General features: G+C 72.9%; 19 protein-coding genes. 9 read left to right on the forward strand and 10 right to left on the reverse strand.

The annotated features are described in order from the left end of the window. Nucleotides 1-102: 102 nt before the first annotated feature. Complete coding sequence (locus tag HHX30_RS01755; RefSeq protein ID WP_169978634.1) at nucleotides 103-942, forward strand: deoxyribonuclease IV; 840 nt, start codon at nucleotides 103-105, stop codon at nucleotides 940-942. Nucleotides 943-1,326: 384 nt separating this feature from the next. Here the strand turns inward: HHX30_RS01755 and HHX30_RS01760 are convergent, their stop codons facing one another. Both HHX30_RS01760 and HHX30_RS01765 read right to left on the reverse strand, forming a co-directional pair. Beyond that, a complete protein-coding gene (locus HHX30_RS01760) occupies nucleotides 1,327-2,154 on the reverse strand; it encodes an ABC transporter permease (protein WP_169978636.1) in 828 nt (275 codons plus the stop codon). After that, complete coding sequence (locus tag HHX30_RS01765; RefSeq protein WP_169978638.1) at nucleotides 2,151-3,095, reverse strand: ATP-binding cassette domain-containing protein; 945 nt, start codon at nucleotides 3,093-3,095, stop codon at nucleotides 2,151-2,153. The genes HHX30_RS01760 and HHX30_RS01765 overlap by 4 nt, the downstream gene beginning before the upstream one ends. A gap of 77 nt (nucleotides 3,096-3,172) precedes the next feature. Between HHX30_RS01765 and HHX30_RS01770 the strand changes: the two genes are divergently transcribed. Further along, nucleotides 3,173-3,754 (forward strand): TetR family transcriptional regulator, encoded by a 582-nt coding sequence (locus HHX30_RS01770; RefSeq protein ID WP_169978640.1) that lies wholly within the window; start codon nucleotides 3,173-3,175, stop codon nucleotides 3,752-3,754. Nucleotides 3,755-3,787: 33 nt separating this feature from the next. On the opposite strand, the gene HHX30_RS01775 is transcribed toward HHX30_RS01770, so the two are convergent. Beyond that, nucleotides 3,788-4,516, reverse strand: coding sequence for a LytTR family DNA-binding domain-containing protein (locus HHX30_RS01775; protein WP_169978642.1), 729 nt, complete (start codon nucleotides 4,514-4,516; stop codon nucleotides 3,788-3,790). Between the two features lie 214 nt (nucleotides 4,517-4,730). On the opposite strand from HHX30_RS01775, the gene HHX30_RS01780 reads away from it, so the two are divergent. Then, nucleotides 4,731-6,098: a HAMP domain-containing sensor histidine kinase gene (locus HHX30_RS01780; protein WP_169978644.1), complete on the forward strand. Its 1,368-nt coding sequence runs from the start codon at nucleotides 4,731-4,733 to the stop codon at nucleotides 6,096-6,098. A gap of 12 nt (nucleotides 6,099-6,110) precedes the next feature. Here HHX30_RS01780 and HHX30_RS01785 read toward each other — a convergent pair whose 3' ends face one another. Both HHX30_RS01785 and HHX30_RS01790 read right to left on the reverse strand, forming a co-directional pair. Beyond that, nucleotides 6,111-7,253: a sensor histidine kinase gene (locus tag HHX30_RS01785; RefSeq protein WP_169978646.1), complete on the reverse strand. Its 1,143-nt coding sequence runs from the start codon at nucleotides 7,251-7,253 to the stop codon at nucleotides 6,111-6,113. 27 nt (nucleotides 7,254-7,280) lie between these two features. Beyond that, nucleotides 7,281-7,901: a molybdopterin-dependent oxidoreductase gene (locus tag HHX30_RS01790; protein WP_169979727.1), complete on the reverse strand. Its 621-nt coding sequence runs from the start codon at nucleotides 7,899-7,901 to the stop codon at nucleotides 7,281-7,283. A gap of 255 nt (nucleotides 7,902-8,156) precedes the next feature. Here HHX30_RS01790 and aroF point away from each other — a divergent pair, with 255 nt between their 5' ends. After that, a complete protein-coding gene (gene aroF / locus HHX30_RS01795; protein ID WP_169978648.1) occupies nucleotides 8,157-9,197 on the forward strand; it encodes a 3-deoxy-7-phosphoheptulonate synthase in 1,041 nt (346 codons plus the stop codon). A 57-nt stretch (nucleotides 9,198-9,254) separates the two neighbouring features. Here aroF and thiI read toward each other — a convergent pair whose 3' ends face one another. The 4 genes from thiI to HHX30_RS01815 all read right to left on the reverse strand — a co-directional run bounded on the left by thiI (nucleotide 9,255) and on the right by HHX30_RS01815 (nucleotide 13,811). Beyond that, nucleotides 9,255-10,451, reverse strand: coding sequence for a tRNA uracil 4-sulfurtransferase ThiI (thiI, locus tag HHX30_RS01800; protein WP_169978650.1), 1,197 nt, complete (start codon nucleotides 10,449-10,451; stop codon nucleotides 9,255-9,257). 135 nt (nucleotides 10,452-10,586) lie between these two features. Next, nucleotides 10,587-11,243 (reverse strand): response regulator transcription factor, encoded by a 657-nt coding sequence (locus HHX30_RS01805; protein WP_169979729.1) that lies wholly within the window; start codon nucleotides 11,241-11,243, stop codon nucleotides 10,587-10,589. Nucleotides 11,244-11,272: 29 nt separating this feature from the next. Beyond that, entirely contained in the window at nucleotides 11,273-12,529 is a 1,257-nt protein-coding gene (gene macS, locus HHX30_RS01810) for a MacS family sensor histidine kinase (protein WP_169978652.1), read from the reverse strand. A 256-nt stretch (nucleotides 12,530-12,785) separates the two neighbouring features. Further along, nucleotides 12,786-13,811, reverse strand: coding sequence for a 6-phosphofructokinase (locus tag HHX30_RS01815; RefSeq protein ID WP_169978654.1), 1,026 nt, complete (start codon nucleotides 13,809-13,811; stop codon nucleotides 12,786-12,788). 264 nt (nucleotides 13,812-14,075) lie between these two features. Between HHX30_RS01815 and HHX30_RS01820 the strand changes: the two genes are divergently transcribed. After that, on the forward strand, nucleotides 14,076-14,984 hold the full coding sequence (locus HHX30_RS01820; protein ID WP_169978656.1) for a helix-turn-helix domain-containing GNAT family N-acetyltransferase: 909 nt from the start codon (nucleotides 14,076-14,078) through the stop codon (nucleotides 14,982-14,984). Between the two features lie 39 nt (nucleotides 14,985-15,023). Further along, nucleotides 15,024-15,782: a trypsin-like peptidase domain-containing protein gene (locus tag HHX30_RS01825; RefSeq protein WP_169978658.1), complete on the forward strand. Its 759-nt coding sequence runs from the start codon at nucleotides 15,024-15,026 to the stop codon at nucleotides 15,780-15,782. Nucleotides 15,783-15,874: 92 nt separating this feature from the next. Here HHX30_RS01825 and HHX30_RS42450 read toward each other — a convergent pair whose 3' ends face one another. Then, nucleotides 15,875-17,005 carry an alkaline phosphatase PhoX gene (locus HHX30_RS42450; protein WP_311922027.1) on the reverse strand — a complete coding sequence of 377 codons (1,131 nt, stop codon included), beginning with the start codon at nucleotides 17,003-17,005 and terminating at the stop codon, nucleotides 15,875-15,877. A 358-nt stretch (nucleotides 17,006-17,363) separates the two neighbouring features. Between HHX30_RS42450 and HHX30_RS41180 the strand changes: the two genes are divergently transcribed. The 3 genes from HHX30_RS41180 to mmuM all read left to right on the forward strand — a co-directional run bounded on the left by HHX30_RS41180 (nucleotide 17,364) and on the right by mmuM (nucleotide 22,424). Beyond that, nucleotides 17,364-18,332 (forward strand): MerR family transcriptional regulator, encoded by a 969-nt coding sequence (locus HHX30_RS41180; protein ID WP_169978660.1) that lies wholly within the window; start codon nucleotides 17,364-17,366, stop codon nucleotides 18,330-18,332. 4 nt (nucleotides 18,333-18,336) lie between these two features. Beyond that, nucleotides 18,337-20,997, forward strand: a complete 2,661-nt coding sequence (locus HHX30_RS01840; RefSeq protein WP_169978661.1) for a VIT domain-containing protein — start codon at nucleotides 18,337-18,339, stop codon at nucleotides 20,995-20,997. Nucleotides 20,998-21,569: 572 nt separating this feature from the next. Continuing rightward, a complete protein-coding gene (gene mmuM / locus HHX30_RS01845; protein ID WP_169978663.1) occupies nucleotides 21,570-22,424 on the forward strand; it encodes a homocysteine S-methyltransferase in 855 nt (284 codons plus the stop codon). Nucleotides 22,425-22,433 lie beyond the last annotated feature (9 nt).

Raw genomic sequence — 22,433 nt, forward strand, 5'->3', positions numbered from 1 at the left:
CCGCGGCGGGATCCAGCGGCGCGAAGTCCGAACCGCGCGCCCTGCTCCCGGGCCCCCTTTGTACGTTGTGACAAAGGGGGCGGCACTAGCCTGGAGGTCATCATGACTCCTTCGAATCTCATCGGCGGACACGTCTTCGTCGCCGGCGGCCTGGCCAAGGGCGGGCTGAAGTACGCGGCCGACATCGGCGCCGAGATGGTCCAGGTCTTCGTCACCAATCCGCGCGGCTGGGCGCTCAGCGAGGGGAACCCCGCCGAGGACGCCAAGCTGCGCGAGTCGGGCGTGCCGGTCTTCCTGCATGCCGCGTATCTCGTGAACTGCGGGTCGCCGACCCCGGAGACCCTGGAGAACTCGATCGCGGTCATCCGCCACACGCTGCGGAGGGGCGTCGAGACCGGCGCGCTCGGCGTGGTCGTCCACACCGGCTCGGCCGTGAGCCAGTCGCGCGAGGACGCGATGCGCCAGATCCACGAGCGCCTGCTGCCGGTGCTGGACGAGCTGCCCGCCGACGGCCCCGACCTGCTGCTCGAACCGATGGCGGGCCAGGGCCAGATGCTGTGCGCGACCGTGCAGGACCTCGGGCCCTATCTGGAGGCCCTCGACCACCACCCCAAGGTCGGCGTGTGCCTCGACACCTGCCACGCCTTCGCCGCGGGGCACGACCTGGCCGCGCCGGGCGGGGTGAAGGAGATGATGGACGCGCTGAACGAGGTGGCCCCGGGCCGGCTCAGGCTGATCCACGCCAACGACTCGAAGGACCCCTGCGGTTCGAAGCGGGACCGGCACGAGAACATCGGGGCGGGGCACATCGGCGCCCAGGCGTTCGGCGAGCTGATGCGCCATCCCGCGGCGGCCGGGGTGCCGTTCTGCATCGAGACCCCGGGCAAGGTGGACAAGCACCGCGAGGACATCGAGCTGCTCAAGCAGCTGCGCGGCGACTGATCAGCGTCACCCCGGTGGGGCCGTACCGCGCCGCTGGTCTCTGCGAAGGAGCCGGGCGTTCGCGGCGATCCGGGCCCCCGTATGGCCGGATCGCCGCGCACCCCCCCGATACGCGTCGGCGGGGCCCTTCCCCCCCGAGTAGGGCCCCGCTTGGTAACCAACCGGTGACAATCTGCTCACTTTGTGATTACCCCGCGTGTCTTGCGACGTGCGAAAGACTACGAGGTGTAGTCGGGCGGGGGGATGGCCGTTCGGACGAGCGGTCTCTAGTTAGCGCCATGCGGCCCGCTCCCGCACGACGAGCGGGCCTCAGGAGGCGACGAGCGGTTGATCGGGGCGCGTGAAGACGCCCCGGGCCCGGCCGGGCCACCGAATGCGCGAAGCTCAGCCGCCGAGGCGGCGGTAGCGGCGGACGGACAGGGGCAGGAAGACGAGCGTGATCAGCAGCGGCCAGCCGATCGCCAGCGCGAGGGCGTGCTCGGCGGCCCAGGAGTCGCCCTGCCAGCCGGGATTGCCGAACAGCATCCGGCACGCGGTGACCGTCGCCGACAGCGGGTTCCACTCCGCGATCGCCCCGAGCGGGCCCGGCAGGAGCGCCGGGGAGACGAAGGTGTTGGCCAGCATCGTGAGTGGCAGCAGTGGCAGCCAGGCCGCGGCCGCCGCCTCCGGGGTGAGCACCAGCCCGAGGTAGATCCCCACCCAGATGAGTGCGAAGCGCAGCAGGAGGAGCAGGCCCACGGCGGCCAGGGCGCCGCCGATCCCCCGGTGCCAGCTCCATCCGGCGACCAGGCCGCACGCGAGCAGGACCAGCAGTTCGAGCACCGAGTTGACGATGTCGGCGAAGGTGCGCCCCAGCACCACGCCGGGCCGCGAGATCGGCATCGAGCGGTAGCGGTCGGTCACTCCGCGGGCGGTCTGCAGGCTGACCACCGTCATCGTGGTCATCACGCCCATCGCCATCGTCTGGGAGAACATGCCCGGCATCAGGAACTCCCGGTAGTCGCCGCCGCCCGCGACGTTCATCGCGCTGCCGAGGACGTAGCCGAACAGGACGACCATGACGATCGGATACAGCGTCAGGTTGAGGACCGCGGCCGGGTTGCGGACCCAGTGCTTGAGATTGGTGCGGGCGATGACCGACGCATCCGACAGCGTCCAGCGCAGCCGCTCGCCCCACCGGGGCGGCGCGTCCGGGGCGGTGAGGGCGCTCACGCGGCCGCCTCCGCCGTGAGGCTCAGGAACACCTCGTCCAGCGTCGGACGCCGCAGGGAGACGTCCTCGACGTCGATGCCGCGCCGCTCAAGCTCGCGTACGACCGTGGTGAGCGCCCCGACGCGGTCGCGTACGGGGGCGGTCAGGCGGCGCGTGTCCGCGTCGGCGACGGGCTCGGCCTGCGCGACGGCCGCGAGGACCGCGGCGGCGTCGCCGAGGCGGGCGGGATCGCGCACGACGAGATCGAGGTGGTCGCCGCCGATCAGCGACTTCAGGCGCTCGGGGGTGTCGTCCGCGATGACCTTCCCTCCGTCGATCACCGCGATCTGCCGGGCGAGCTGGTCGGCCTCGAACAGGTACTGCGTCGTCATGAGCACGGTGCTGCCGGCGTCGGCGAGGCCGCGCACGGCGCGCCAGACCTCCGTGCGGCTGCGGGGGTCGAGACCGGTGGTCGGCTCGTCGAGGAACAGCACGCGCGGAGCCTGGATGAACGCGGCGGCCAGGTCGAGACGGCGCCGCATGCCACCGGAGTAGTTCTTGACCCGCCGGCCCGCCGCCTCGGACAGCCCGAACCGCTCCAGGAGCTCGCCGGCGCGACGGCGCGCCGCCGCCGCGCCGAGGTGGTGGAGCCGCCCCCACATCTCGAGGTTCTCCCGTCCGGTGAGGATCTCGTCCACGGCCGCCTCCTGCCCGGCCAGGCCGATGCGGCGGCGCACCTCGGCCGGCTGCCGCGCGACGTCGAACCCGGCCACGAGCGCGCGGCCGGAGTCCGGCCGCGCCAGCGTGGTCAGCACGCGGACGGCGGTGGTCTTGCCCGCGCCGTTCGGGCCGAGAAGCGCGCACACGCTCCCGCCGGCGACCCTCAGGTCGAACCCGTCCAGGGCTCTGGCGTCGCTGTAGCGCTTGCCCAGCCCCTCAGCGACGATGGAATAGGAGTTCATAATTCCATAATGGGACTTAGGTGTCTCATTTTCAACCGCGATCGTCTCGTAGTGGAAGCGCTGCTAGCCTTCCGGGCGTGACCGACACCAGGGAATCGGGCACGCGCAGCCGTACGCGCCGTGCCATCCTCGCCGCGGCGGCCTCGGTCCTCGCCCGCGACCGCGGCGCGACGCTCGCGGCCATCGCCTCAGCCGCGCAGATCGGCCGCAGCACGCTGCACCGCTACTTCTCCGACCGGCAGGACCTCGTGAACGCGGCGGTCGTCGACTCCTTCCGCGTGGTGGAGCAAGCGACGGCCGAGGCGGCCATCGACCAGGGCCCGCCGCTCGAGGCGATGCGCAGACTGATCGCCGCCCTGGTGGACGCCGGGGACCGCCTGGCGTTCCTGTTCGGCGACCCCCGGGTGCTGGAGGAGTTCACGGACTGCTTCGAACCGGATCTGTCGGTGCCGACCACCGTCGGCCTCATCGAGCGCGGCCAGGCCGAGGGCGTGTTCGACCCGGGCGTCAGCGCCGAGTGGATCCAGCAGGTGCTGTGGGCCCTCACCTACACCGGCTGGGAGGCGGCCGAGAAGGGACTGCTCCCCCGGCACGGTGTCGCCGCCGCCGTGACCCGCGCCTTCGAGAGCGGCATGGTCGTGTCCCCGGCCCACTCCTGAGACGCCGCAGCTGTGACGTGATCGCGCGCAGGCTCAGGGACGGAACTGGCGGACGAGCTGCTCGCGCACCTGGCGGGTGTGCCGCCTGCTCACCGGCAGCGCCTCGCTACCCACCTGCAGGACCACCCGGCCGGCGTCGAAGCGCAGCTCGCTCACGTGCCGGGCGTTGACCAGGGTGCTGCGGTGCGCCCGGACGAACCCCGCGCCCGCCCAGCGGCGTTCCAGCGCCGCGAGGGACATCCGTACGAGGTAGGCGGCGTCGGCCGTGTGCAGGCGGACGTAGTCGCCGTGGGCCTCGGCGTAGCACACGTCCTGCCGCGCCACGAACTTCGTGCGGCCCCCGAGCTCGACCGGAATCGTCTCCAGGTCCTCCTCGGCGCCGGGAGGCGCCACCGCGGCCGAGAGGCGGCGTACGGCCTCCGCCAGGCGTTCCGGCCGTACGGGCTTGAGCAGGTAGTCGACGGCCTCCAGCTCGAACGCCTGGACGGCGCAGTCGTGGGCGCTGACGAAGACCAGACGGGGCGGCGTGGGGAACCCGCCGATGAGCCGGGCCAGGTCCAGGCCGTCGAGGCCGGGCATGCGCACGTCGAGGAAGACGCCGTCCAGGCGCTCCCCGTCGGCGATCATCTGGACCATGTCGTGCAGGGCGGCCCCGCCGTCGGTCGCCGTCCTCACGTGCTCGACCCGGGCGTCCTGGCGGAGCAGGAAGGCGAGCTCGGACAGGGCGGGGACCTCGTCGTCCACCGCGAGGACACGCAGCATGGCCTACACCGTGCCGCCTGTCCCGCCCCCCGCGCAAGGGGTGACCGATCGGTAGGTATCTTTCCCGATACCCTGCGTGACCATCGCGTCAGGTGCCGAGCCAAGCGTCAGGCCAAGAGTAGGTAGAGCTATTCGCTGTTTTGCCCCTAAATAGGCTTTTGTCCGCCAGGACTGTCTACTGTGAGGAGGAGACCAGGCCGAACGAGGAACTTGGATGAGCATAAGGCCGGGCACGTTCCTTCCCCTCTCCAACTCCATCCAGACACGGGTGACGCTGGCCGTGGCGGCGGTGTCCGTGCTCGTCGCCGCGGTGATCGGCGCCGGCCTGTGCCTGCTGATCCGGAACCGGGTCGAGAGCGAGATATTCAGCGAGACACGCCGCGTCGCCACCGAGTGGATCGGCCTGATGGAACGCGGGCAGGTTCCGCCGCCGACGCCGACGGCGCGGGTCCCGCTCGTCCAACTCGTCGACTCGCGGGGCCGGGTGACGGCGGCCGGGCCCATGGCCGGCGACCGGCCGCTGAGCACGGTCCGGCCGACCGAGGAGAACCGTTTCCGCGACGTGACCGAGTGCCCCGAGAGCGAGCCGTGCGTCCTGCTCACCGCCGCCCGGGTCCCGTCCCTGCAGTCCTGGGAGCTCTGGTATGGCGAGCCCCACTTCGTCTACGCCGGCACGGACCAGCCGCCCGTCCTGCGCGGACAGCGACTGGAGTTCCTCATCGGGGCCGGCGGGGTGCTGCTCGCGGCCCTGTGGACGTGGACGACCTGGCGGGCGGCAGGCCGCATCCTGCGCCCCATCAACGCGATCCGGCAGCGGATGTCGGAGATCAACGCCAACGACCTGTCCCTGCGGGTGCCGCAGCCGTCCGGCCGGGACGAGATCGCACAGCTGGCCCGTGCCGCCAACCAGACGCTCGGCCGGCTGGAGTCGGCGGTCACGCGGCAGCGGGAGTTCGCCGCCATCGTGTCCCACGAGCTCAAGTCTCCGCTCACCGGCCTGCGCACGGGGCTGGAGGAGGCGCTGCTCTACCCGGAGACGGACGCACGGCAGGCGATCGCCAGGTCGCTGCCGGCCGCCGACCGCATGCAGCAGATCATCGACGAGATGCTCGCCTTCGCCCGGCTCCGGAACACGCCGTGCTCGTCCGAACCGGTCGATCTCGGGGCGCTCGTACGCGCCGAGGCGGCGGCGCGTACGACAGGCGTGCCGGTGTGCGCCAGGGCCGAGCCCGGCGTGCGGGTCTTCGGCAACCGCGTGCAGTTGGCCAGCATCGTGACGAACCTGCTGGTGAACGCCCAGCGCCATGCCATCGGCCAGGTGGACGTGACCGCCGGACGCGACGGCGCCCAGGCGCTGGTGGTCGTGCTGGACGACGGCGACGGCGTCGCCGAGGAGGACAGGGAGCGCATCTTCGAACCCTTTATGCGGCTGGAAGCGGGACGCCGTCTGGATCCTGACGGCAGCGGGCTCGGCCTGGCCCTGTGCCGGGCGATCGCCGCGGCGCACAACGGCAGCCTGTGCGTCGAGGACTCCCCGCGGGGCGCCCGCTTCGTGTTCCGGCTCCCGCTCCTGACCGGCTGATCGTCCGCCCGGTCAGGCCCGGGCCGGGACTGCGCGGGGACGGTTCTTAGGGATGCGCAGCCGGATGCGGGTTCCCTCGCCGGGCGCCGTCTCGACCATGAGCCCGTAGTCCTGGCCGTAGAGGTGGCGCATGCGCAGGTCCACGTTGCTCAGCCCGATGCCGCTGCCCTCCTCCGCGAGCGCGGCCCGCAGATGCTCGGGGTCCATGCCGACGCCGTCGTCCTCGACCCAGATGTGCGCCTCCGGCCCCGCGTCCCTGATCACAACCCGGACCTCCCCCGGCATGCCGTGCTTGATGGCGTTCTCCACCAGGGGCTGCAGGCACAGGAACGGCACGTCGACCTTCAGCACCTCGGGTGCGACCTGCACGGTGAAGCGCAGCCGGTCGCCGAACCTCGCCTGCTCCAGCAGCAGGTAGCGGTCCACGCAGCCCAGTTCGTCGGCGAGCGAGGTGAAGTCGGCCGCCCGGCGCAGCGCGTACCGGATGAAGTCGGCGAAGTCGAGCAGCAGCTCGCGGGCACGTTCGGGCTCGGTCCGGACGAACGACGCGATCGTGGTCAGCGAGTTGTACACGAAGTGGGGCGAGATCTGCGCCCGCAGGGCCCGCGCCTCCGCCTCCAGCGTCCGCCTCCGGGAGGCGTCGAGCTCGGCGAGTTCGAGCTGGCCGGACATCCAGCGGCCCACCTCGGCCGCCGTGCGCAGCAGGGCGGCGCCGGCCTCCGCGTCGTAGGCCGCGAGCGCGCCGACCACCCGGTCCTCCACGGTCAACGGGACCACCACGCCGTGCCGGGCGTCCCCCCGGGCGGGGGCGGCGCGCGGCCTGCCGGTCGCCATGGCCGCGCGCACCTCGGCGAGCACCGCCTCGTCCGCCGGCACCCCCGTGCCGTCCCTGGCCAGGACCCGGTCGTCCGTGGCGACGGCGAGGCCGGCGGCGCCGAGCAACGCCCGCAGGTGCCGTACGGAACGGCGGGCGGCGCCTCTGGTGAGCCCGGCGCGCAGCGAGCCCGCGGCCAGTCCGGCCACACGCAGGGCGAGGAACGTCGCCTCACCCGGCGGCTCACCGGAAGACGGCCCGCGGCGGGCGAGGGCGCGGCCCAGCGCGCCGCCGCAGACCCCGCAGAGCGCGCACAGCGTGACCCATACGGCTGAAGACACGCCGGACACCGTAGCCGCTCGGCGGCCTCACGGCGGGCCGTCGCCCGGGTCCTCCTGGTATGAGTAGCGCTGCTCTTTCCAGGGGTCGGCTACGTTGTGGTAGCCGCGATCCTCCCAGAACCCGCGCCGGTCCTCGGTCAGGTACTCGACCGCGCGCACCCACTTCACGCTCTTCCAGGCGTACAGGTGGGGCACCACGATCCGTACGGGGTGGCCGCGCTCGGGGGACAGCCGGTTCTCGTCGAGGTGCGTGGCGAACAGCGTGGTCGGGCGGTCGAAGTCGGACAGTCGCAGGTTGGCGCTGTAGCCGTACTCGGCCCAGACCATGACGTGGCGCACGCCGTGCGCCGGGGGGACGCGTTCGAGCAGCGCCGACGTGGGAACGCCGCTCCACTCGTTGCCCATGATGGAGAACTTGGTGACGCAGTGGAAGTCCGCCACGACCGTCGCCGTGGGCAGGGAGGAGAACTCCTCCCACGAGAACTCGTGGACCCGGCCCGAGGCCGTGGCGCCGAACACCTGGAAACGCCACGTCTCCGGGCGGAACCCCGGGACCCTTCCGTAGTGGACGACCGGCTGTCCGCGTGGGACGTACTGGCCCGGTGGCAGGCGCGTCTCCTCCTCAGGTTTCTCCGGCACGCAGGCCATCCTGCCATCCGCCGCTGGCACGACCGCACCGGCCCCCTGACGCACAGTGGGGCACGATCATGAAACCATGCGCTATATTGCGTCGCATGCGCACCGCTTGGTCGTTTTGGTATGGCGACGGACCCGTGAGGACCGATCGCCTCCATGCGCTGCGCTGACAGCCACGGCGAACGAAGGCCCCGGGTCCACACGGACCCGGGGCCTTCGTCGTTTTCCGGACCCGCACCGTTCACCGCTCACGCGACAGGAGTCACCATGGTCATCGTCATGACCCCGGAAGCCACCCAGGACGACATCGAGGCGATCATCGGCCTCGTCGCCGCGGCCGGAGGGGAGGCGTTCACGAGCCGCGGCGTGAACCGTACGATCGTCGGCCTCGTCGGCGACGTGGAGCAGTTCGCCGCACTGAACCTGCGCGGCATGCGGGGCGTCGCGGACGTCGTGCGCGTCTCCACGCCGTACAAGCTCGTGAGCAGGGAGAACCACCCGCAGCGCTCCACGGTGACCGTGCGCGGCGTGCCGATCGGCCCGGACACCGTCACCCTGATCGCGGGCCCGTGCGCGGTCGAGACGCCGCGGCAGACGCTGGAGGCCGCGCTGATGGCCAAGGCGGCGGGCGCGACGCTGCTGCGCGGCGGCGCCTTCAAGCCGCGCACCTCGCCGTACGCCTTCCAGGGCCTGGGCGAGGAGGGCCTGCGCATCCTGGCCGACGTGCGCGAGCAGACCGGGCTGCCGATCGTCACCGAGGTCGTGGACGCCCACGACGTGGCGCTGGTGGCGTCGTACGCCGACATGCTGCAGGTCGGCACCCGCAACGCGCAGAACTTCGCGCTGCTGCAGGCCGTGGGCGCGGCGGGCAAGCCGGTCATGCTGAAGCGGGGCATGACGGCGACCATCGAGGAGTGGCTGATGGCGGCCGAGTACATCGCCCAGCGCGGCAACCTCGACATCGTGCTGTGCGAGCGCGGCATCCGCACCTACGAGCCCGCCACCCGCAACACGCTCGACGTCTCGGCGGTCCCGGTCGTCCAGCGGCTGTCGCACCTGCCGGTGATCGTCGACCCGTCGCACTCCGGCGGCCGGCGCGACCTCGTGCTGCCGCTGTCCCGGGCCGCGGTCGCGGCCGGGGCCGACGGCCTGATCGTCGACATGCACCCGCACCCCGAGCAGGCCCTCTGCGACGGGCCGCAGGCCCTGGTCGACGGCGACCTGGACGACCTCGCGGCCGTGCTGCGCGACTTCCCCCCGCTGCTGGGCCGTACCGCGGCCACGTTCGCGTCCCCCGTCCCCGCCTGACCGGTGACACCGGGCCGGGTGCATCGGGACCGCGGGACGCGGTCCCGATGCATTCGCTCAGACGTCGAGCTTGTACGGCTGGATCGAGTCGGCCAGCTGGGCGGCGAGGTCCTCGGCGTCGAGACGCCTCTCGATCTGCTTGAGGTCCTCGATCTTCGCGCGGGTCTCGGCCTGCCTGGGCGCGAGCAGCGTGCAGCAGTCCTCGTCGGGCAGCTCGGAGATCTCCAGCGTCCCGATCCGGCGGGCCTCGGCCATGATCTCGGTCTTGTCCAGGCCGATCAGGGGGCGCAGGATCGGCAGGTCCACGGCGTGGTCCTGGGCCGTGATGTTGGTCAGGGTCTGCGAGGAGACCTGGCCGAGGCTGTCTCCGGTGACCAGCGCCTCGGCGTGGATGCGGTGGGCGACCTCCTCGGCCGTCTTGAGCATCAGCCGCCGCTGCGCGATCACCGCGAGCCGGTCCTGGCCGGAGTTCCTGATCGACTGCTGCGCCTTGCCGAACGGCACCACCCACAGCCGCGACTTGCCCTGGAACTTGTCCAGGTTGCGCACCAGCGCGTACGCCTTGTAGATCGACTCCGAGGTGGTGAACGGGATGCCGGAGAAATGCAGGAAGTCCACCCGCAGGCCGCGCCGCATCATGCGGTAGGCGGCGACCGGGGAGTCGATCCCGCCGGACAGCAGCGCCAGCGCCCGGCCGCTGGAGCCGACGGGCAGGCCGCCCTGGCCCGGCCGGCCCCCGGTGAACAGGAACGCCTCGTCCTTGTCCACCTCGATGTGCACGGTGAGCTCCGGGTTGCTCAGGTCGACCGGCAGCCCGTAGGTGTCGTTGATCGCCCCGCCGACCACGCGGTCCAGCTCGTTGGAGCGCAGCGGGAAGCGCTTGTCGCGACGCCGCGACCGTACGGCGAAGCGCGCCTTGCGGGCCACCTCGTCGCTGTCCCTGATCAGGTCGATGGCGGCCTTGGTGATCGTGTCCGGGTCCTTCGGCACCCGCCACGCGAGGTGGACCAGCACGATTCCGGGCACGTCGGCCACGCGGGCCGCCACCGCCTCGGCCTCCTCCACCTCGGTTCCCGAGGGCAGGAACAGGGCGATCACCCCGTGCCGCTGGCGGATGTCGACCCGGTGGCCCTTGAGGGCGTGCTTGATGTTCGCCCGCAGGCGCATCTCGAAGATCTCGCGGTTCCGGCCCTTCAGGACCACCTCGCCTAACTTGAGCAGCACCGAGGGCTCTCCGAGGGCGGTCATGGTCATTGGTGGAAAACCTCCGGACGGACAGGGACGGCCGTCACACCGGGGAGGGCACGGCCGGGGGAACATACGCCAAGGACAACGCGTCACCGCGATGCGGGCTTCCCCACTGTAATGCCGCTGCCGCGACAACGCCGATTATCCTCCGTCGAGTTCGACCAGGCCCTTCTCGATCGCGTAGCGGACCAGCTCGACCCGGTTGTGGAGCTGGAGCTTGCTCAGCGTGTTCTGCACGTGGTTCTGCACCGTGCGATGCGACAGCACCAGCCGTTCGGCGATCTGCCGATACGTCAGGCCCTTGGCGACCATGCGCAGCACCTCGGTCTCCCGGTCGGTCAGCCGGGGGCCGTCCCGTCCGGCGTCCCCGCCCCGGTCCGGTGTCAGGTGGGCAAGCCTGCGGTACTCCCCCAGCACCAGCCCGGCCATGCCGGGAGTGAAGACGGCGTCGCCGTGGGCGGTCCGCCGGACCGCGTCCAGGAACTCCTCCCGGCTCGCCGACTTCACCAGATATCCCGAGGCGCCGGCCTTGACCGCTTCCAGCACGTCCTCCTCCTCGGCGCTGGCCGACAGGACGAGCACACGCGGCGGGGCCGCCGACGCGCCCAAACCCCGGGCCACCTCCACGCCGGCCAGGTCGGGCAGCCGCAGGTCGAGGACCACCACGTCCGGCCGCACGGCCGCCGCGACGCGCAGCGCCTGGCGGCCCTCGCCGGTGGCGGCGACCACGTCGTACCCGGCCTCGGTCAGGTCGCGGGCGACCGCCTCCCGCCACATCGGATGGTCGTCCACCACCATGACCCGCACCGGCGGCCGTCCGTCTTCGTTCACGAGCGCCTCTCGCCTCCTTCACCCGGTCGCGGCGGCGTCCGTGCCGGGACCGACAGCTCGATCTCCGTTCCCGACCGCGACGAGGTGACCGTCACCGTGCCGCCGAGGTCGGCCACGCGGCCCCGGATCGACCGGGCCACGCCCATGCGCCCCTCGCGCGCCGCCTGATCGAGCCGCCCCTCCGGGATGCCCGGCCCGTCGTCGCGGACGGTGACGACGACCGCGCCGCCGTCCTCCTCCGCGAGTATCCACGCACGGGTGTCGCCGGGGCAGTGCCGTACGACGTTGTCGAGGGCCGCGCCGACGGCCGCCGCCACCTCCCGCGCGCTCTCGGCCGGCAGCGGCAGCGGTGTCGCGGGCGCGGACACGGTCACGCGCGCCGTGCCGTACGGCCGCAGCAGGTCGCGCAGGTCGACCTCGGGCTCCGCCGTCGTGGTGTTCGTCACACGGCGGGACGTCCCTTCGCGGGCGAGGGCACGGCGAGGCCGCGCCGGTGATCGGAGCCGGCCGCGAAGTCCGGGCGGCGGGACGGGGTCCGGCGGCTGCGCGACGGGCGGCGCCTGCACCAGCGCCCGCAGCGCCGACTCCTGCTCCCCCGCGAGCCTGCCCAGCTCGGCCGCCTCGCCGCCGATCTCCGCGCCCCTGCGCTGCACGAGCGCCAGCACCTGCAGCACCGAATCGTGGATGCCCCGGGCCAGCCGCTCCCGCTCGCGGCCCGCGGCCTCGATCCGCTCGGCGCGCCGCATGCGCTCCTCGGCCTCCCGCGCGAGCCGGGCGACGTGCCCGACCACGACCCCGGCCATGAACATGAGCACGGCGCCGTTCACCGGGAACGAGGCGAGGTCGACCCCGCCGGCGCTGCGCAGCCACAGGTCGGCCGCCGACACCGCCGCGGCGGCGACCGCGCCCGCACGGCGTCCCCGGGCCACCCCGTACGCGAGGACGGGCCCGGCCACCCAGGTCGCGGTGATCGGCATCGCCCCGGCCAGCACGTCGCCGCGGCTCTGCGCGAACGGCGTGGCCAGCAGGCAGCCCACCGTGACGAGGAGGTCGGCCGCCAGCAGCGGCCCGCGCCGCGCGGCGGGATAGAGGACGAGCGTGACCGCCGTCCAGGCCGCCATCACGCCGACGACGGCCCAGGCCACGGCCGGACGGGCGTAGCCGCCGGCCCTGAGCACGAGCAGCGCCGCGTACGCGAGCGACGCCAGGCGGAAGACCGCGATCGCCCGCCAGAACGGTCCCTCGATGCCCATCGCGCGGCGCCCTCTCCTGATCGAGCCGGGAGGGCGTGCCGCACCCTCCGCTCACATACTCGGGCAACCGCCCCGTCTCCGCCTCGATCTTCCGCCGGATCGCGGCGGCGAGGGCCCAGGCCGGCCGCCGGAGAGCGCCCGCGGTCTCCGGCGTCCGCGGGTCTCGTCGGGGGCCTCGCATGCGTACGGCTCCCGCGGGGCGTCGCGGGAGCCGTACGGGATCGTGCGCGGGCCGTGGTGACGGGCCCGCGTCCGATCAGCCGAAGAAGACCTCGGCCTCCTCGTAGCGGGAGGCCGGCACGGTCTTGAGCTCGGCGGTCGCCTCGGCGAGGGCGACGCGCACGATGTCGGTGCCGCGCAGCGCGATCATCTTGCCGTAGTCGCCCTCGTTCACCGCGTCGATCGCGCCGAGGCCGAAGCGGGTCGCGAGCACGCGGTCGTAGGCGGTCGGCGTGCCACCGCGCTGGATGTGGCCGAGGACCGTGGTGCGGGCCTCCTTGCCGGTGCGCTTCTCGATCTCCTTGGCGAGCATCTCGCCGATGCCGCCGAGACGCACGTGGCCGAACGCGTCCAGCTCGCCGGTCTGCAGCGCCATCTGGCCCTCGAGCGGGTGGGCGCCCTCGGCGACGACGATGATCGGCGCGTACCGGGTCTTGAAGCGCGACTCGACGTAGGCGCAGACCTTCTCGATGTCGAACGGCTTCTCCGGGATGAGGATGACGTTGGCGCCCGCGGCCATGCCGGCGTGCAGCGCGATCCAGCCGGCGTGACGGCCCATGACCTCGCAGATCAGCGCGCGGTGGTGCGACTCCGCCGTGGTGTGCAGCCGGTCGATGGCCTCCATCGCGATGTTGACCGCGGTGTCGAAGCCGAAGGTGTAGTCGGTGGCGTTGAGGTCGTTGTCGATCGTCTTGGGCACGCCGACGACGTTCACGCCGCGGTCGTGCAGCTGCTTGGCCACGCCCAGCGTGTCCTCGCCGCCGATGGCGATCAGGGCGTCCACGCCGGTGGCGGCGAGGTTCTCCTTGATGCGCTCGACGCCGCCCTCGATCTTGATCGGGTTCGTGCGGGAGGAGCCGAGGATCGTGCCGCCGCGCGGCAGGATGCCCCGCACGGCCTGGATGTCGAGCGGCATGGTGTCGCCCTCCAGAGGGCCACGCCAGCCGTCCCGGAATCCGACGAACTCGTGCCCGTACACGCCGACGCCCTTGCGGACGACGCCGCGAATGACCGCGTTCAGCCCGGGGCAGTCGCCGCCTCCGGTGAGGACTCCAATACGCATGACGGGTTTTCCTCCATCTGGGATTACGCGTGGAATGGCGTGGCCGGCCCGACGCAGACCCCGGCACTCCACGGCACCGCATTCTGCCCCAGCCCCGCACAATGGTCTAGACCAAAAGAAGAGGCTACGCCACCTGGCCGACCAGACCAACTCAGTCTCGCACGGCGAGACCGCGCGCGTCGTGCGAGGGCGTCTTCCCAACGGGCCGCTGCGGTCCTATCTTTGACTCCGTCAAGCATTTCCTTGAGACAGGCAAGGGAACATATGGACATCGTGCCGGAAGTGCGCGCGTTCAACCGCTTCTACACCTCCGTCATCGGGGTGCTCGGGGCGGGAATGCACGACACTCCCTACTCCCTGACCGAGGCGCGGGTGCTCTTCGAACTCGGCAGCCGGGAGGCGGCGGACGCCGCCGGCATCAGGAGCATGCTCGGTCTCGACGCCGGCTACCTGAGCCGGATCCTGACCAGGTTCGAGACCGACGGGCTCGTGTCCCGCGAACGGTCGGCCGAGGACGCCCGCCGCCAGGTCGTACGGCTCACCCCCAAGGGCCGCGAGACCTTCGCCGTGCTCGACCGGCGCTCGGCCACCGAGATCGAGACCCTGCTCGCGAAGCTGACCGATCCCGAACGCCGGCGGCTCGTGTCCGCCATGACCACCGTACGGAGCCTGCTCGAGCCCGCCGAGCGGCGCGAGCCGTACGTGATCAGGCCGCCGCGGGCGGGCGACCTCGGCTGGGTGGTGCACCGGCACGGCGCCCTCTACGGGCAGGAGTACGGCTGGGGCGTGGCGTTCGAGGCCCTGGTCGCGCGGATCGTCGCCGACTACGTCGAGGACCACGACCCCCGGCGGGAGGGCTGCTGGATCGCGGAGGTGCGCGGCGAGCCGGTGGGATCCGTCTTCTGCGTGCGCAAGGACGACACGACGGCCCAGCTCCGCCTGCTGCTGGTCGAGCCGTCCGCGCGCGGCATGGGCATCGGCGGGCGGCTGGTCGAGGAGTGCCTGCGTTTCGCCGCCGCGGCCGGCTATCTCCGGATCATGCTCTGGACCCGCGACGTCCTCGCGAGCGCACGCCGGATCTACCAGGCCGCGGGGTTCGAACTGCTGGAGGAGTCCCCGGGCGAGGAGTCGGGCATCCCCGTCAACGAGCAGGTATGGGCCAGGGACCTGTGACTTCCGGGCCCGTCCGGGGCGGCCCCTACCATGATCTTCGTGGTGCGGCGGAGCGTGGGAGCGGCGCGGAAGAGCGCGGGAGCGGTCGCCCTCGCGGTGTGCGTGGCGGTGTTCGTGGCAGGGAGCGCGGCGGGGTGCGCGGTCGCGCGTGAGATCGCACTGCCCGCCGCCCCTACCGCCGAGGCCACGGCCGTGTCCGAAGCCGCGCACAGCGTGGTGCGGGTCCGGGGTTACGCCTCCTCCTGCAGGAAACGGCTCGAAGCGACCGGATTCGTCTACGCGCCCGAGAGGGTCCTGCTCAACGCGCACACCGTGGCAGGGGTGGACCGCGACCTGGAAGTCGTCCTCGACGACGGACGGCGGTTGGCCGCACGGGTGGTGGCCTTCGACCCGGCGGTCGACGCCGCCGTCCTGTGGGTATCCGGGCTGGCCACCCGGCCGCTGCGGCTCACGGAAGCCGCGATCACCGCTGCCGTGGTCGTCGGCTACCGCAAGGGCGCGACCGTCCCGGCCGCACTCCCCGCCACGGTGCGCCCGGACCAGCCCGCCGAGTCGTACGACATATACAACCGCGTCCGAGTGCCGCGGCAGGTCCACCGCTTCCATGGTGCGGCCATCACGCCCGGCATGTCGGGCGCCCCGCTCATCGCCGGCGAAAATCGGGTGGCGGGGATGGTCTTCGCGGCGGACGTGGACAAGGCCGACGTCGGCTACGCGCTCACCGCGGCGCAGCTCAGGGCGGTCGCCGCGGCCGGCAGGAGGGCCACCGCCACCGTGCCGCACGACCCCTGCGACTGACAGCCCGCGAACTCCGGCAACCGGGAGATCGCACCGCCGCGCGGCGCCGCCCTCGGCGCGACACCGGCCTCCCCTCGCGGGCCGTGGCCGGCTCAGGCGCGGACGAGGTCCTGGAAGGGCCCGCGGACCTCGACGGTCACGGAGGCCGGGGCGGACCGAGCATCGTGTGGCGGACGGCAGGAGAAGTAGAGCCTGTCGCCGGCCGGCGACATGGCGGGGCCGGCGACGGTCCAGCCGCCCGTGACGCGCAGGAACGGCACCGCCCGATCCGCGGCGACGAGGGTGATCTCGCCGTCTTTCCCGCCGCCCGGCTGGCCGGCGGTGTCGTGCGCCACCGTCAGGCGCTCGCGGGCCGCGTCGTACGCCCACACCCGGCCGTCCCCCTCGGTGACGAACCGCAGCAGGCCGTCGCGGTAGTGGCAGTCACCGCCGCGTGCGAACCTCCTGACTCCTTTCACCTGTTCGCGTATTGGCATGTGCCCAGCGAGGAGCACATGTTCGCCGAAAGGCACCTGGGCCGTGGCCGGGGTCGGCACCCGCTCCCAGGCCACCGCCTCCTCGCCGGGCGCGCCGATCATCACCTCGAGCACCCCCGTGGTGAGGTCGCCCCAGTCGTCCGGGCGGAACCGGTACAGACATCCGTCCGGCTCGCCTTCCGTGAGGTAGAGGACGCCCCGATCGGAATCGCAGGCCACGCCGCCGTGGAGGAACAGGCCCATCGCGAGCCGGGGCATGGGAGCGCGCAAGCCGTACGGGTCGCATTCGAAGACCCGTCCGTACGGCGTCCGCTCGCCCGACACCCACGTGTTCCACGGTGTCGCGGCGCCGGCCCCGCTGCGGTCGGCGCCGGACAGGACGCGGTAGCCGTCGCGCAGGGTCCCGTCCGGGGCGAAGCGCAGCGCCGTCACGCCGCCGAGCAGCGGCAGCGCGCAGTTGGACACGTATATCCAGCCGTCTCCGTCCGGGAAGCATCCGCCGCCGTCCGGGGCGGCGTGCCAGACGACTCCCCCGGTCCGCTCCCCCGACCGTGCCACGATCCGGCCGGTGAAGCCCGCCGGCAGGGCCCGAAGCACCTCCGGTGGAAAATGGCCGCCCGGATCACCCTGGGCGTACGGCTCGCTTCGGCCGGGCGGCTCACGCCCGTCGTCACGGGCGAACGCCGCACGCCACACCGCTCCCGGAAGCACCGAGAGCTCCGCCGACCGGACGGAAATCCCCTGCACCGCTGACCGCCTCCTCGACCTGCCCCTGGTCGTGCCGGTCCGCCCCCGGCGGGCCGTTCGTTGGTTCCCGCGCGGCCGTCGCCCGGTCCGGGGACGGGGCCGCTTCGCTCCCCTTACCCACCCGGCGGCGTCCGACCGGGTCTTTCCGTCCCGCGTCTTTTTGTGCCGCGTCTTGTTGTTCCGCGTCTTGTTCCGCGTCTTGTTGCGCGACTCCACGTCTCGGCGCCCAGTCGACCCGTCTCGTGTGAACGGCGCGAGAAGCGGCATGCCTCACCGGGGCGAACACTTCGGAAATCGTGACGCCGCGATGACGGAGTCGATGTTGACAGTGTCATTGTGACAGTGTCATGGTGGTGGCATGAGCGACACCTGGACGATCGGCGAGCTGGCGGAGCGGGCGGCGGCCATGCTCGGCGCCGTGCCGCGCGTCAACGGCCAGGAGCCGCGCGCGGACGGTCCGGAGCCGCGCGCGGACGGTCCGGAGCCGCGCGGCAACGGCAGGGTCCGCGAGGTGCCCAACGAACGGCTCATCCGCTGGTACACGACGATCGGGCTCCTCGACCCTCCGCTGGGCAGACGCGGCCGGGTGGCTCTCTACGGCCGCCGCCACCTGCTCCAGCTCGTGGCCGTGAAGCGCCGTCAGGCGGACGGCCTGTCCATCGCCGCCATCCAGGCGGAGCTGACAGGTGCGACCGACGCCATGCTCCAGCGTGTCGCCGGGCTCGCCGGGCCGTCTTCCGAGCCGCCGTCCGGGCCGCCGTCCGAGCCGGCGCCCCGGCCGCTGGTCCCGCCCTCTCCGCCACCGCCGGCACCACCGCCCGGCTGGTGCGGGACGCGGCCGGAGCCTGGCACCGTCCCCGCGACACCGGACGTCGCACGGCCCCCGGCGCGCGACCGCTTCTGGGCGCGCCCGGACTCGTCCGCCTTCACGGCGGCCTCCGATCACTCCGGCACCGCGCACACCGACACTGCCCACACCGGCGCCATGAACCCCGGTGCCGCGCACCTTGGCACCGTGGACCCCGGCACCCCGCGCCTTAACACCGTGGACCCCGGCACCGCACACCTTGGCACCGCGCTCCCGGACATCGTGGTCCCGGACATCGTGGTCCCGGACATCGTGCACGGCGTACGGCTCGCACCCGGGGTGACGGTCCTGCTCGACCCGGCTCACCGGGCGCCGGACGGACACGAGGTGGCCGCGCTGCGCCGGGCCGCCGCGCCGCTGCTCACGGCGCTCGCCACGCTCGGCCTTGCCGGGCCGTTCCAGGGCCCCGACGACACCACGGCCTTCGATCCACACGCTTCCGACACGCTGGAGGGATGACGTCATGACCGTTCCCATCACACCTCTGCTGCCGGAGGAATGCCGGCCCATGCCGGACGCCGGGTTCGGCGCGCTTGAGACCGAGAAGGGCAACCTTCCGCTGGAGAGCGTGGACGTCGCCGCCCACGTCACCGGGCTGGTGGCGGGCGTCGAGGTCGTCCAGACCTTCCGCAACCCCTTCGACGTGTCGCTGGAGGCGACGTACGTCTTTCCGCTGCCGCCGCGGGCCGCGGTCACCGCCTTCCGGATGGAGGCGGACGACCGGGTGATCGACGGCGTGCTCAAGGAGCGCGGGCAGGCACGGGCCGATTACGACCGCGCGCTCACCGAGGGCAGGCGTGCGGCCATCGCCGAGGAGGACCGGCCCGACGTGTTCACGATCAGGGTCGGCAACATCGTTCCCGGGGAGCGGGTGGTCGTCCGTCTGACGTTGAGCCAGCCCCTCCCGTTCGAGGACGGCGCCGCCGAGTTCCGCTTCCCGCTGGTCGTGGCGCCCCGCTACATCCCCGGAGCTCCGCTGCCCGGGTCCGCGGCCGGCGACGGCGTGTCTCCCGACACCGGCGCCGTGCCCGACGCCTCCAGGATCACGCCGCCCGTCCTGCTTCCCGGCTTCCCCCATCCGGTACGGCTCTCGCTCACGACGACGATCGACCCCGCCGGTCTCGGCCTGCGGGAGGTCCGCTCCAGCCTGCACGAGGTCGACCGCGAGGGCGACACGATCAGGCTGCGGCCCGGCGAGCGGCTCGACCGCGACTTCATCCTGCGCCTGGCGTTCAACGCCTCCTCGTCGCTCGCGCTCGTCCTGGACAACGCCTCGGGCAACACCACGGACGACGCCATGGGCAACGCCACGGACGCCGGTCCAGCCGGCGACGGCACGACCGGCGGCGGACGGGGACCCGCGACGGGCGCGGTGGACGCCGAGGGAACCTTCGTGCTGACCCTGCTGCCGCCGCAGGACGCCACCCGGAGCGCGCCCCGGGACGTCGTCCTGCTGCTCGACCGCTCCGGCAGCATGACGGGCTGGAAGATGGTGGCCGCGCGGCGCGCCGCGGCCCGGATCGTCGACACGCTGACCCGGCACGACCGGTTCGCCGTGCTCTCGTTCGACTCCGTGGTGGAGCGCGCCTTCTCCGGCGGCCTGGTGGACGCGAGCGACCGCAACCGGTACCGCGCCGTCGAGCACCTGTCCAGGCTCGACGCCCGTGGGGGCACGGAGATGCTCGCGCCCCTGGAGGAGGCGCTGCGGCTGCTCGACGGGCGCGACGCGCCCGCTCCCGGGCACGCCACCGGCACGGACTCGGGCGACCACGGCCGGTTCCACGAGGACGAGCGGCCCGGCGAAGCCGGTCGGGCCGGCGGGCAGGCACACGATCGGGTGCTCGTCCTGGTGACCGACGGCCAGGTGGGCAACGAGGACGAGATCCTCGAACGCGTCGGCGCCAGGCTTCACGGCATCCGGGTGCACACCGTGGGCATCGACCGGGCGGTGAACGCGGGATTCCTCGGGCGGCTGGCCCTGCTCGGTTCTGGCCGGTGCGAACTGGTCGAGTCGGAGGACCGGCTCGACGCGGCGATGGAGCACATCCACCGCCGCATCGGCTCGCCGCTGGTGACGGACGTCACGGTGCGGGCGGAAGGCATGGATCTCGTGGCGGACACCGTCACGCATGCCGGTTCCCTCTACCCGGGCGTCCCTCTGGTGGTGAGCGGGCGTTACCGGGGACGGCGGCCCACCGGAGCCCTCACCGTGCACGGCCGCACTGCCGACGGCCGCCCCTGGGAGGAGCGGATCGAGGGCCGCCCCGCCCACGACCCTGCTGCCCGGGCCGTGTGGGCGCGGGCGCATCTGCGAGACCTGGAAGACCGGTACGCCACGGGTGACCACTCCCTCGAACAGCGGATCGTCGACACCTCGCTGCGTTTCGGCGTGCTGTGCCGCTTCACCGCCTTCGTGGCCGTCGACATCCGCGTCACCGGCGAGGGCGGCCCGGAGCATCGCGTGATCCAGCCGGTCGAACCGCCGAGCGGCTGGGAGATGCCGACCGCGATGCCGATGATGGTCGCGGGCGCGCCGATGATGGCGAGGATGGCCGCCTTCACGGCCGGACCGGAGAGCGCCCCCGGCTCGGCGGCGGACCGGCCCGTCGCAGCGGCCCCGCCGCCCGGCGCGCCTCCCGCCCCGCCTTACGCCGCCGCACCCGCACCGCCGCGACGGGCGCCGCGCGGGTTCTCCGCCGGCGGCTCGCGCGGGTTCTCCCCCGGCGGGTTCCTTCCGCATCCCGGCGAGGGAACGGCACCGGTCACGGACTTCGAGGGGATCCGGCCCCTGCTGTCGGAGGAGCTCGCGAAACTGCGCCAGGCGGAGTCGCTGCCCGAGCGGGAACGGCGGCGCTATCTGGCGGATCTCGCCAGCCGGCTGCGCGTCGTCGTCCAGATGGCGGGCGGTCACGCGGATCTCGCGGCGCTCGCCGACGATCTGGAAAGGGCCGAGTGGGCCGAGGTCTCCCTCGGCGACCTCTGGCGGCGGGCGGCCGACCTGCTGACCGCTCTGACCACCGGCACCGGGTCCACGCCTCCGGGCTCCGCATCCCCGGGCTCCGCGCCTCCCGGCTCCGCTTCCGGCGCGAAGGAAGGCAGGCGTCCCTTCTGGAAGCGATCGTGAGACGGCGCCGGGCGGAGTGACCCTGGCGGGTAGAAACCAGCGCGGCCGGGACACCGGCGGGGAAGCCGGCCCCGGCCGCATCGGTTCGGGTTCCGCTGTGGGCGAAGCCCTCAGGAAGGTTCGGGTAGGCGAATGACGTCGGACGGCGGGGTGGGCGCGGGACGCCGCGGCTCCCTCACCCCTCCCGTGTCGGGCCGATCGTCGCGTCCACCTGCGGGGACGGGAGACCGGCGGCGCAGCAACCGATTAATGAGCCCTTTCAGCCTCATGTGCCACCAACGCACGAGGGTCGCCGATCGGTTCCTCACCCGTCGCGGCCTCGCCGCCGACCGGGGGGCGGCGAGACGGCGGGCGGCGGGCGGACGGCGGGCCGTCGGCGACTGGCGGCTCGCCGGAAGACGGGATGCCGCTCCGCACCCCGATCCGCCACCTCCGACAGTGCCGCCCGCCCCTGGCGGGCGGGGCGGTTCGGAGTCGAGAGCCGGCGCAGCGGATCGCGAGCACCAGGAACCGGCGTCGTCGGCCCGGCTCGGGCAGGCCGTCGCCTGCACCAGCACGTAGTGTTGCCCGATATGAACCCAATCGTCCTTGACGGCGGTCTCGCCACCCATCTGGAGACACTCGGCTGTGACCTGACCGACGACCTGTGGTCGGCACGGCTGCTCGCCGACGATCCCGGCGTCATCCGTCAGGCGCACCTCGACTACTTCCGGGCCGGGGCCGACGTCGCCACCACGGCGAGCTACCAGGCGAGCGTTCCCGGGTTCGTCCGGCATGGCCTCACGCCCCGGGAGGCCCGCGATCTCATCCGGCTGTCGGTGCGGCTCGCCGTACAGGCGAGGGACGAGGCCGGGCACGGGCTCGTCGCCGCGAGCGTGGGACCGTACGGCGCCTACCTGGCCAACGGCGCGGAGTACACCGGTGACTACGACCTGGACGAGGACGGCCTGGCCGGCTGGCACCGGGAACGGTTCGAGATCCTCGCCGAGGCCGGGGCCGACCTGCTGGCATGCGAGACGATCCCCTCACGCGCCGAGGCGCGGGCGCTCGCGAGGCTCCTGCGCGAGACGCCGTCCGTGCGGGCGTGGGTCACCTTCTCCTGCCGCGACGGAGAGCACGTCAGCGACGGAACGCCGTTCGAGGAGTGCGCGGCGGTCTTCGCGGACCTCCCCCAGGTGGTCGCCGTGGGCGTGAACTGCACCGCGCCGCGGTTCATGCCCGAGCTGATCAAGCACGGAGCGTCGATCGTCTATCCGAACTCCGGCGAGACCTGGGACGCCGCGAACCGGCGCTGGCTGGGTCTCGCCGATCCCGTCGAGTTCGGCAGGGCGGCGGCCGGGTGGGCCTCGCTCGGCGCCCGCTACGTGGGCGGCTGCTGCCGCACCACCCCGGCCCACATCCGCGAGATCCGCGCACACCTCTCCTGAGCGCACCCC

Source organism: Microbispora sp. H10836, assembly GCF_012999525.1.
GTDB lineage: Bacteria > Actinomycetota > Actinomycetes > Streptosporangiales > Streptosporangiaceae > Microbispora.

Coding starts and splice junctions, on each gene's coding strand:
- HHX30_RS01780 (WP_169978644.1), top strand. CDS start 4,731: ATGAGCATAAGGCCGGGCACGTTCCTTCCCCTCTCCAACTCCATCCAG.
- mmuM (WP_169978663.1), top strand. CDS start 21,570: ATGAACCCAATCGTCCTTGACGGCGGTCTCGCCACCCATCTGGAGACA.
- HHX30_RS01805 (WP_169979729.1), bottom strand. CDS start 11,243: ATGGTGGTGGACGACCATCCGATGTGGCGGGAGGCGGTCGCCCGCGAC.
- HHX30_RS01765 (WP_169978638.1), bottom strand. CDS start 3,095: ATGAACTCCTATTCCATCGTCGCTGAGGGGCTGGGCAAGCGCTACAGC.
- aroF (WP_169978648.1), top strand. CDS start 8,157: ATGGTCATCGTCATGACCCCGGAAGCCACCCAGGACGACATCGAGGCG.
- HHX30_RS01755 (WP_169978634.1), top strand. CDS start 103: ATGACTCCTTCGAATCTCATCGGCGGACACGTCTTCGTCGCCGGCGGC.
- HHX30_RS01790 (WP_169979727.1), bottom strand. CDS start 7,901: ATGGCCTGCGTGCCGGAGAAACCTGAGGAGGAGACGCGCCTGCCACCG.
- thiI (WP_169978650.1), bottom strand. CDS start 10,451: ATGACCATGACCGCCCTCGGAGAGCCCTCGGTGCTGCTCAAGTTAGGC.
- HHX30_RS01815 (WP_169978654.1), bottom strand. CDS start 13,811: ATGCGTATTGGAGTCCTCACCGGAGGCGGCGACTGCCCCGGGCTGAAC.
- HHX30_RS01820 (WP_169978656.1), top strand. CDS start 14,076: ATGGACATCGTGCCGGAAGTGCGCGCGTTCAACCGCTTCTACACCTCC.
- HHX30_RS01775 (WP_169978642.1), bottom strand. CDS start 4,516: ATGCTGCGTGTCCTCGCGGTGGACGACGAGGTCCCCGCCCTGTCCGAG.
- HHX30_RS41180 (WP_169978660.1), top strand. CDS start 17,364: ATGAGCGACACCTGGACGATCGGCGAGCTGGCGGAGCGGGCGGCGGCC.
- HHX30_RS01840 (WP_169978661.1), top strand. CDS start 18,337: ATGACCGTTCCCATCACACCTCTGCTGCCGGAGGAATGCCGGCCCATG.
- macS (WP_169978652.1), bottom strand. CDS start 12,529: ATGGGCATCGAGGGACCGTTCTGGCGGGCGATCGCGGTCTTCCGCCTG.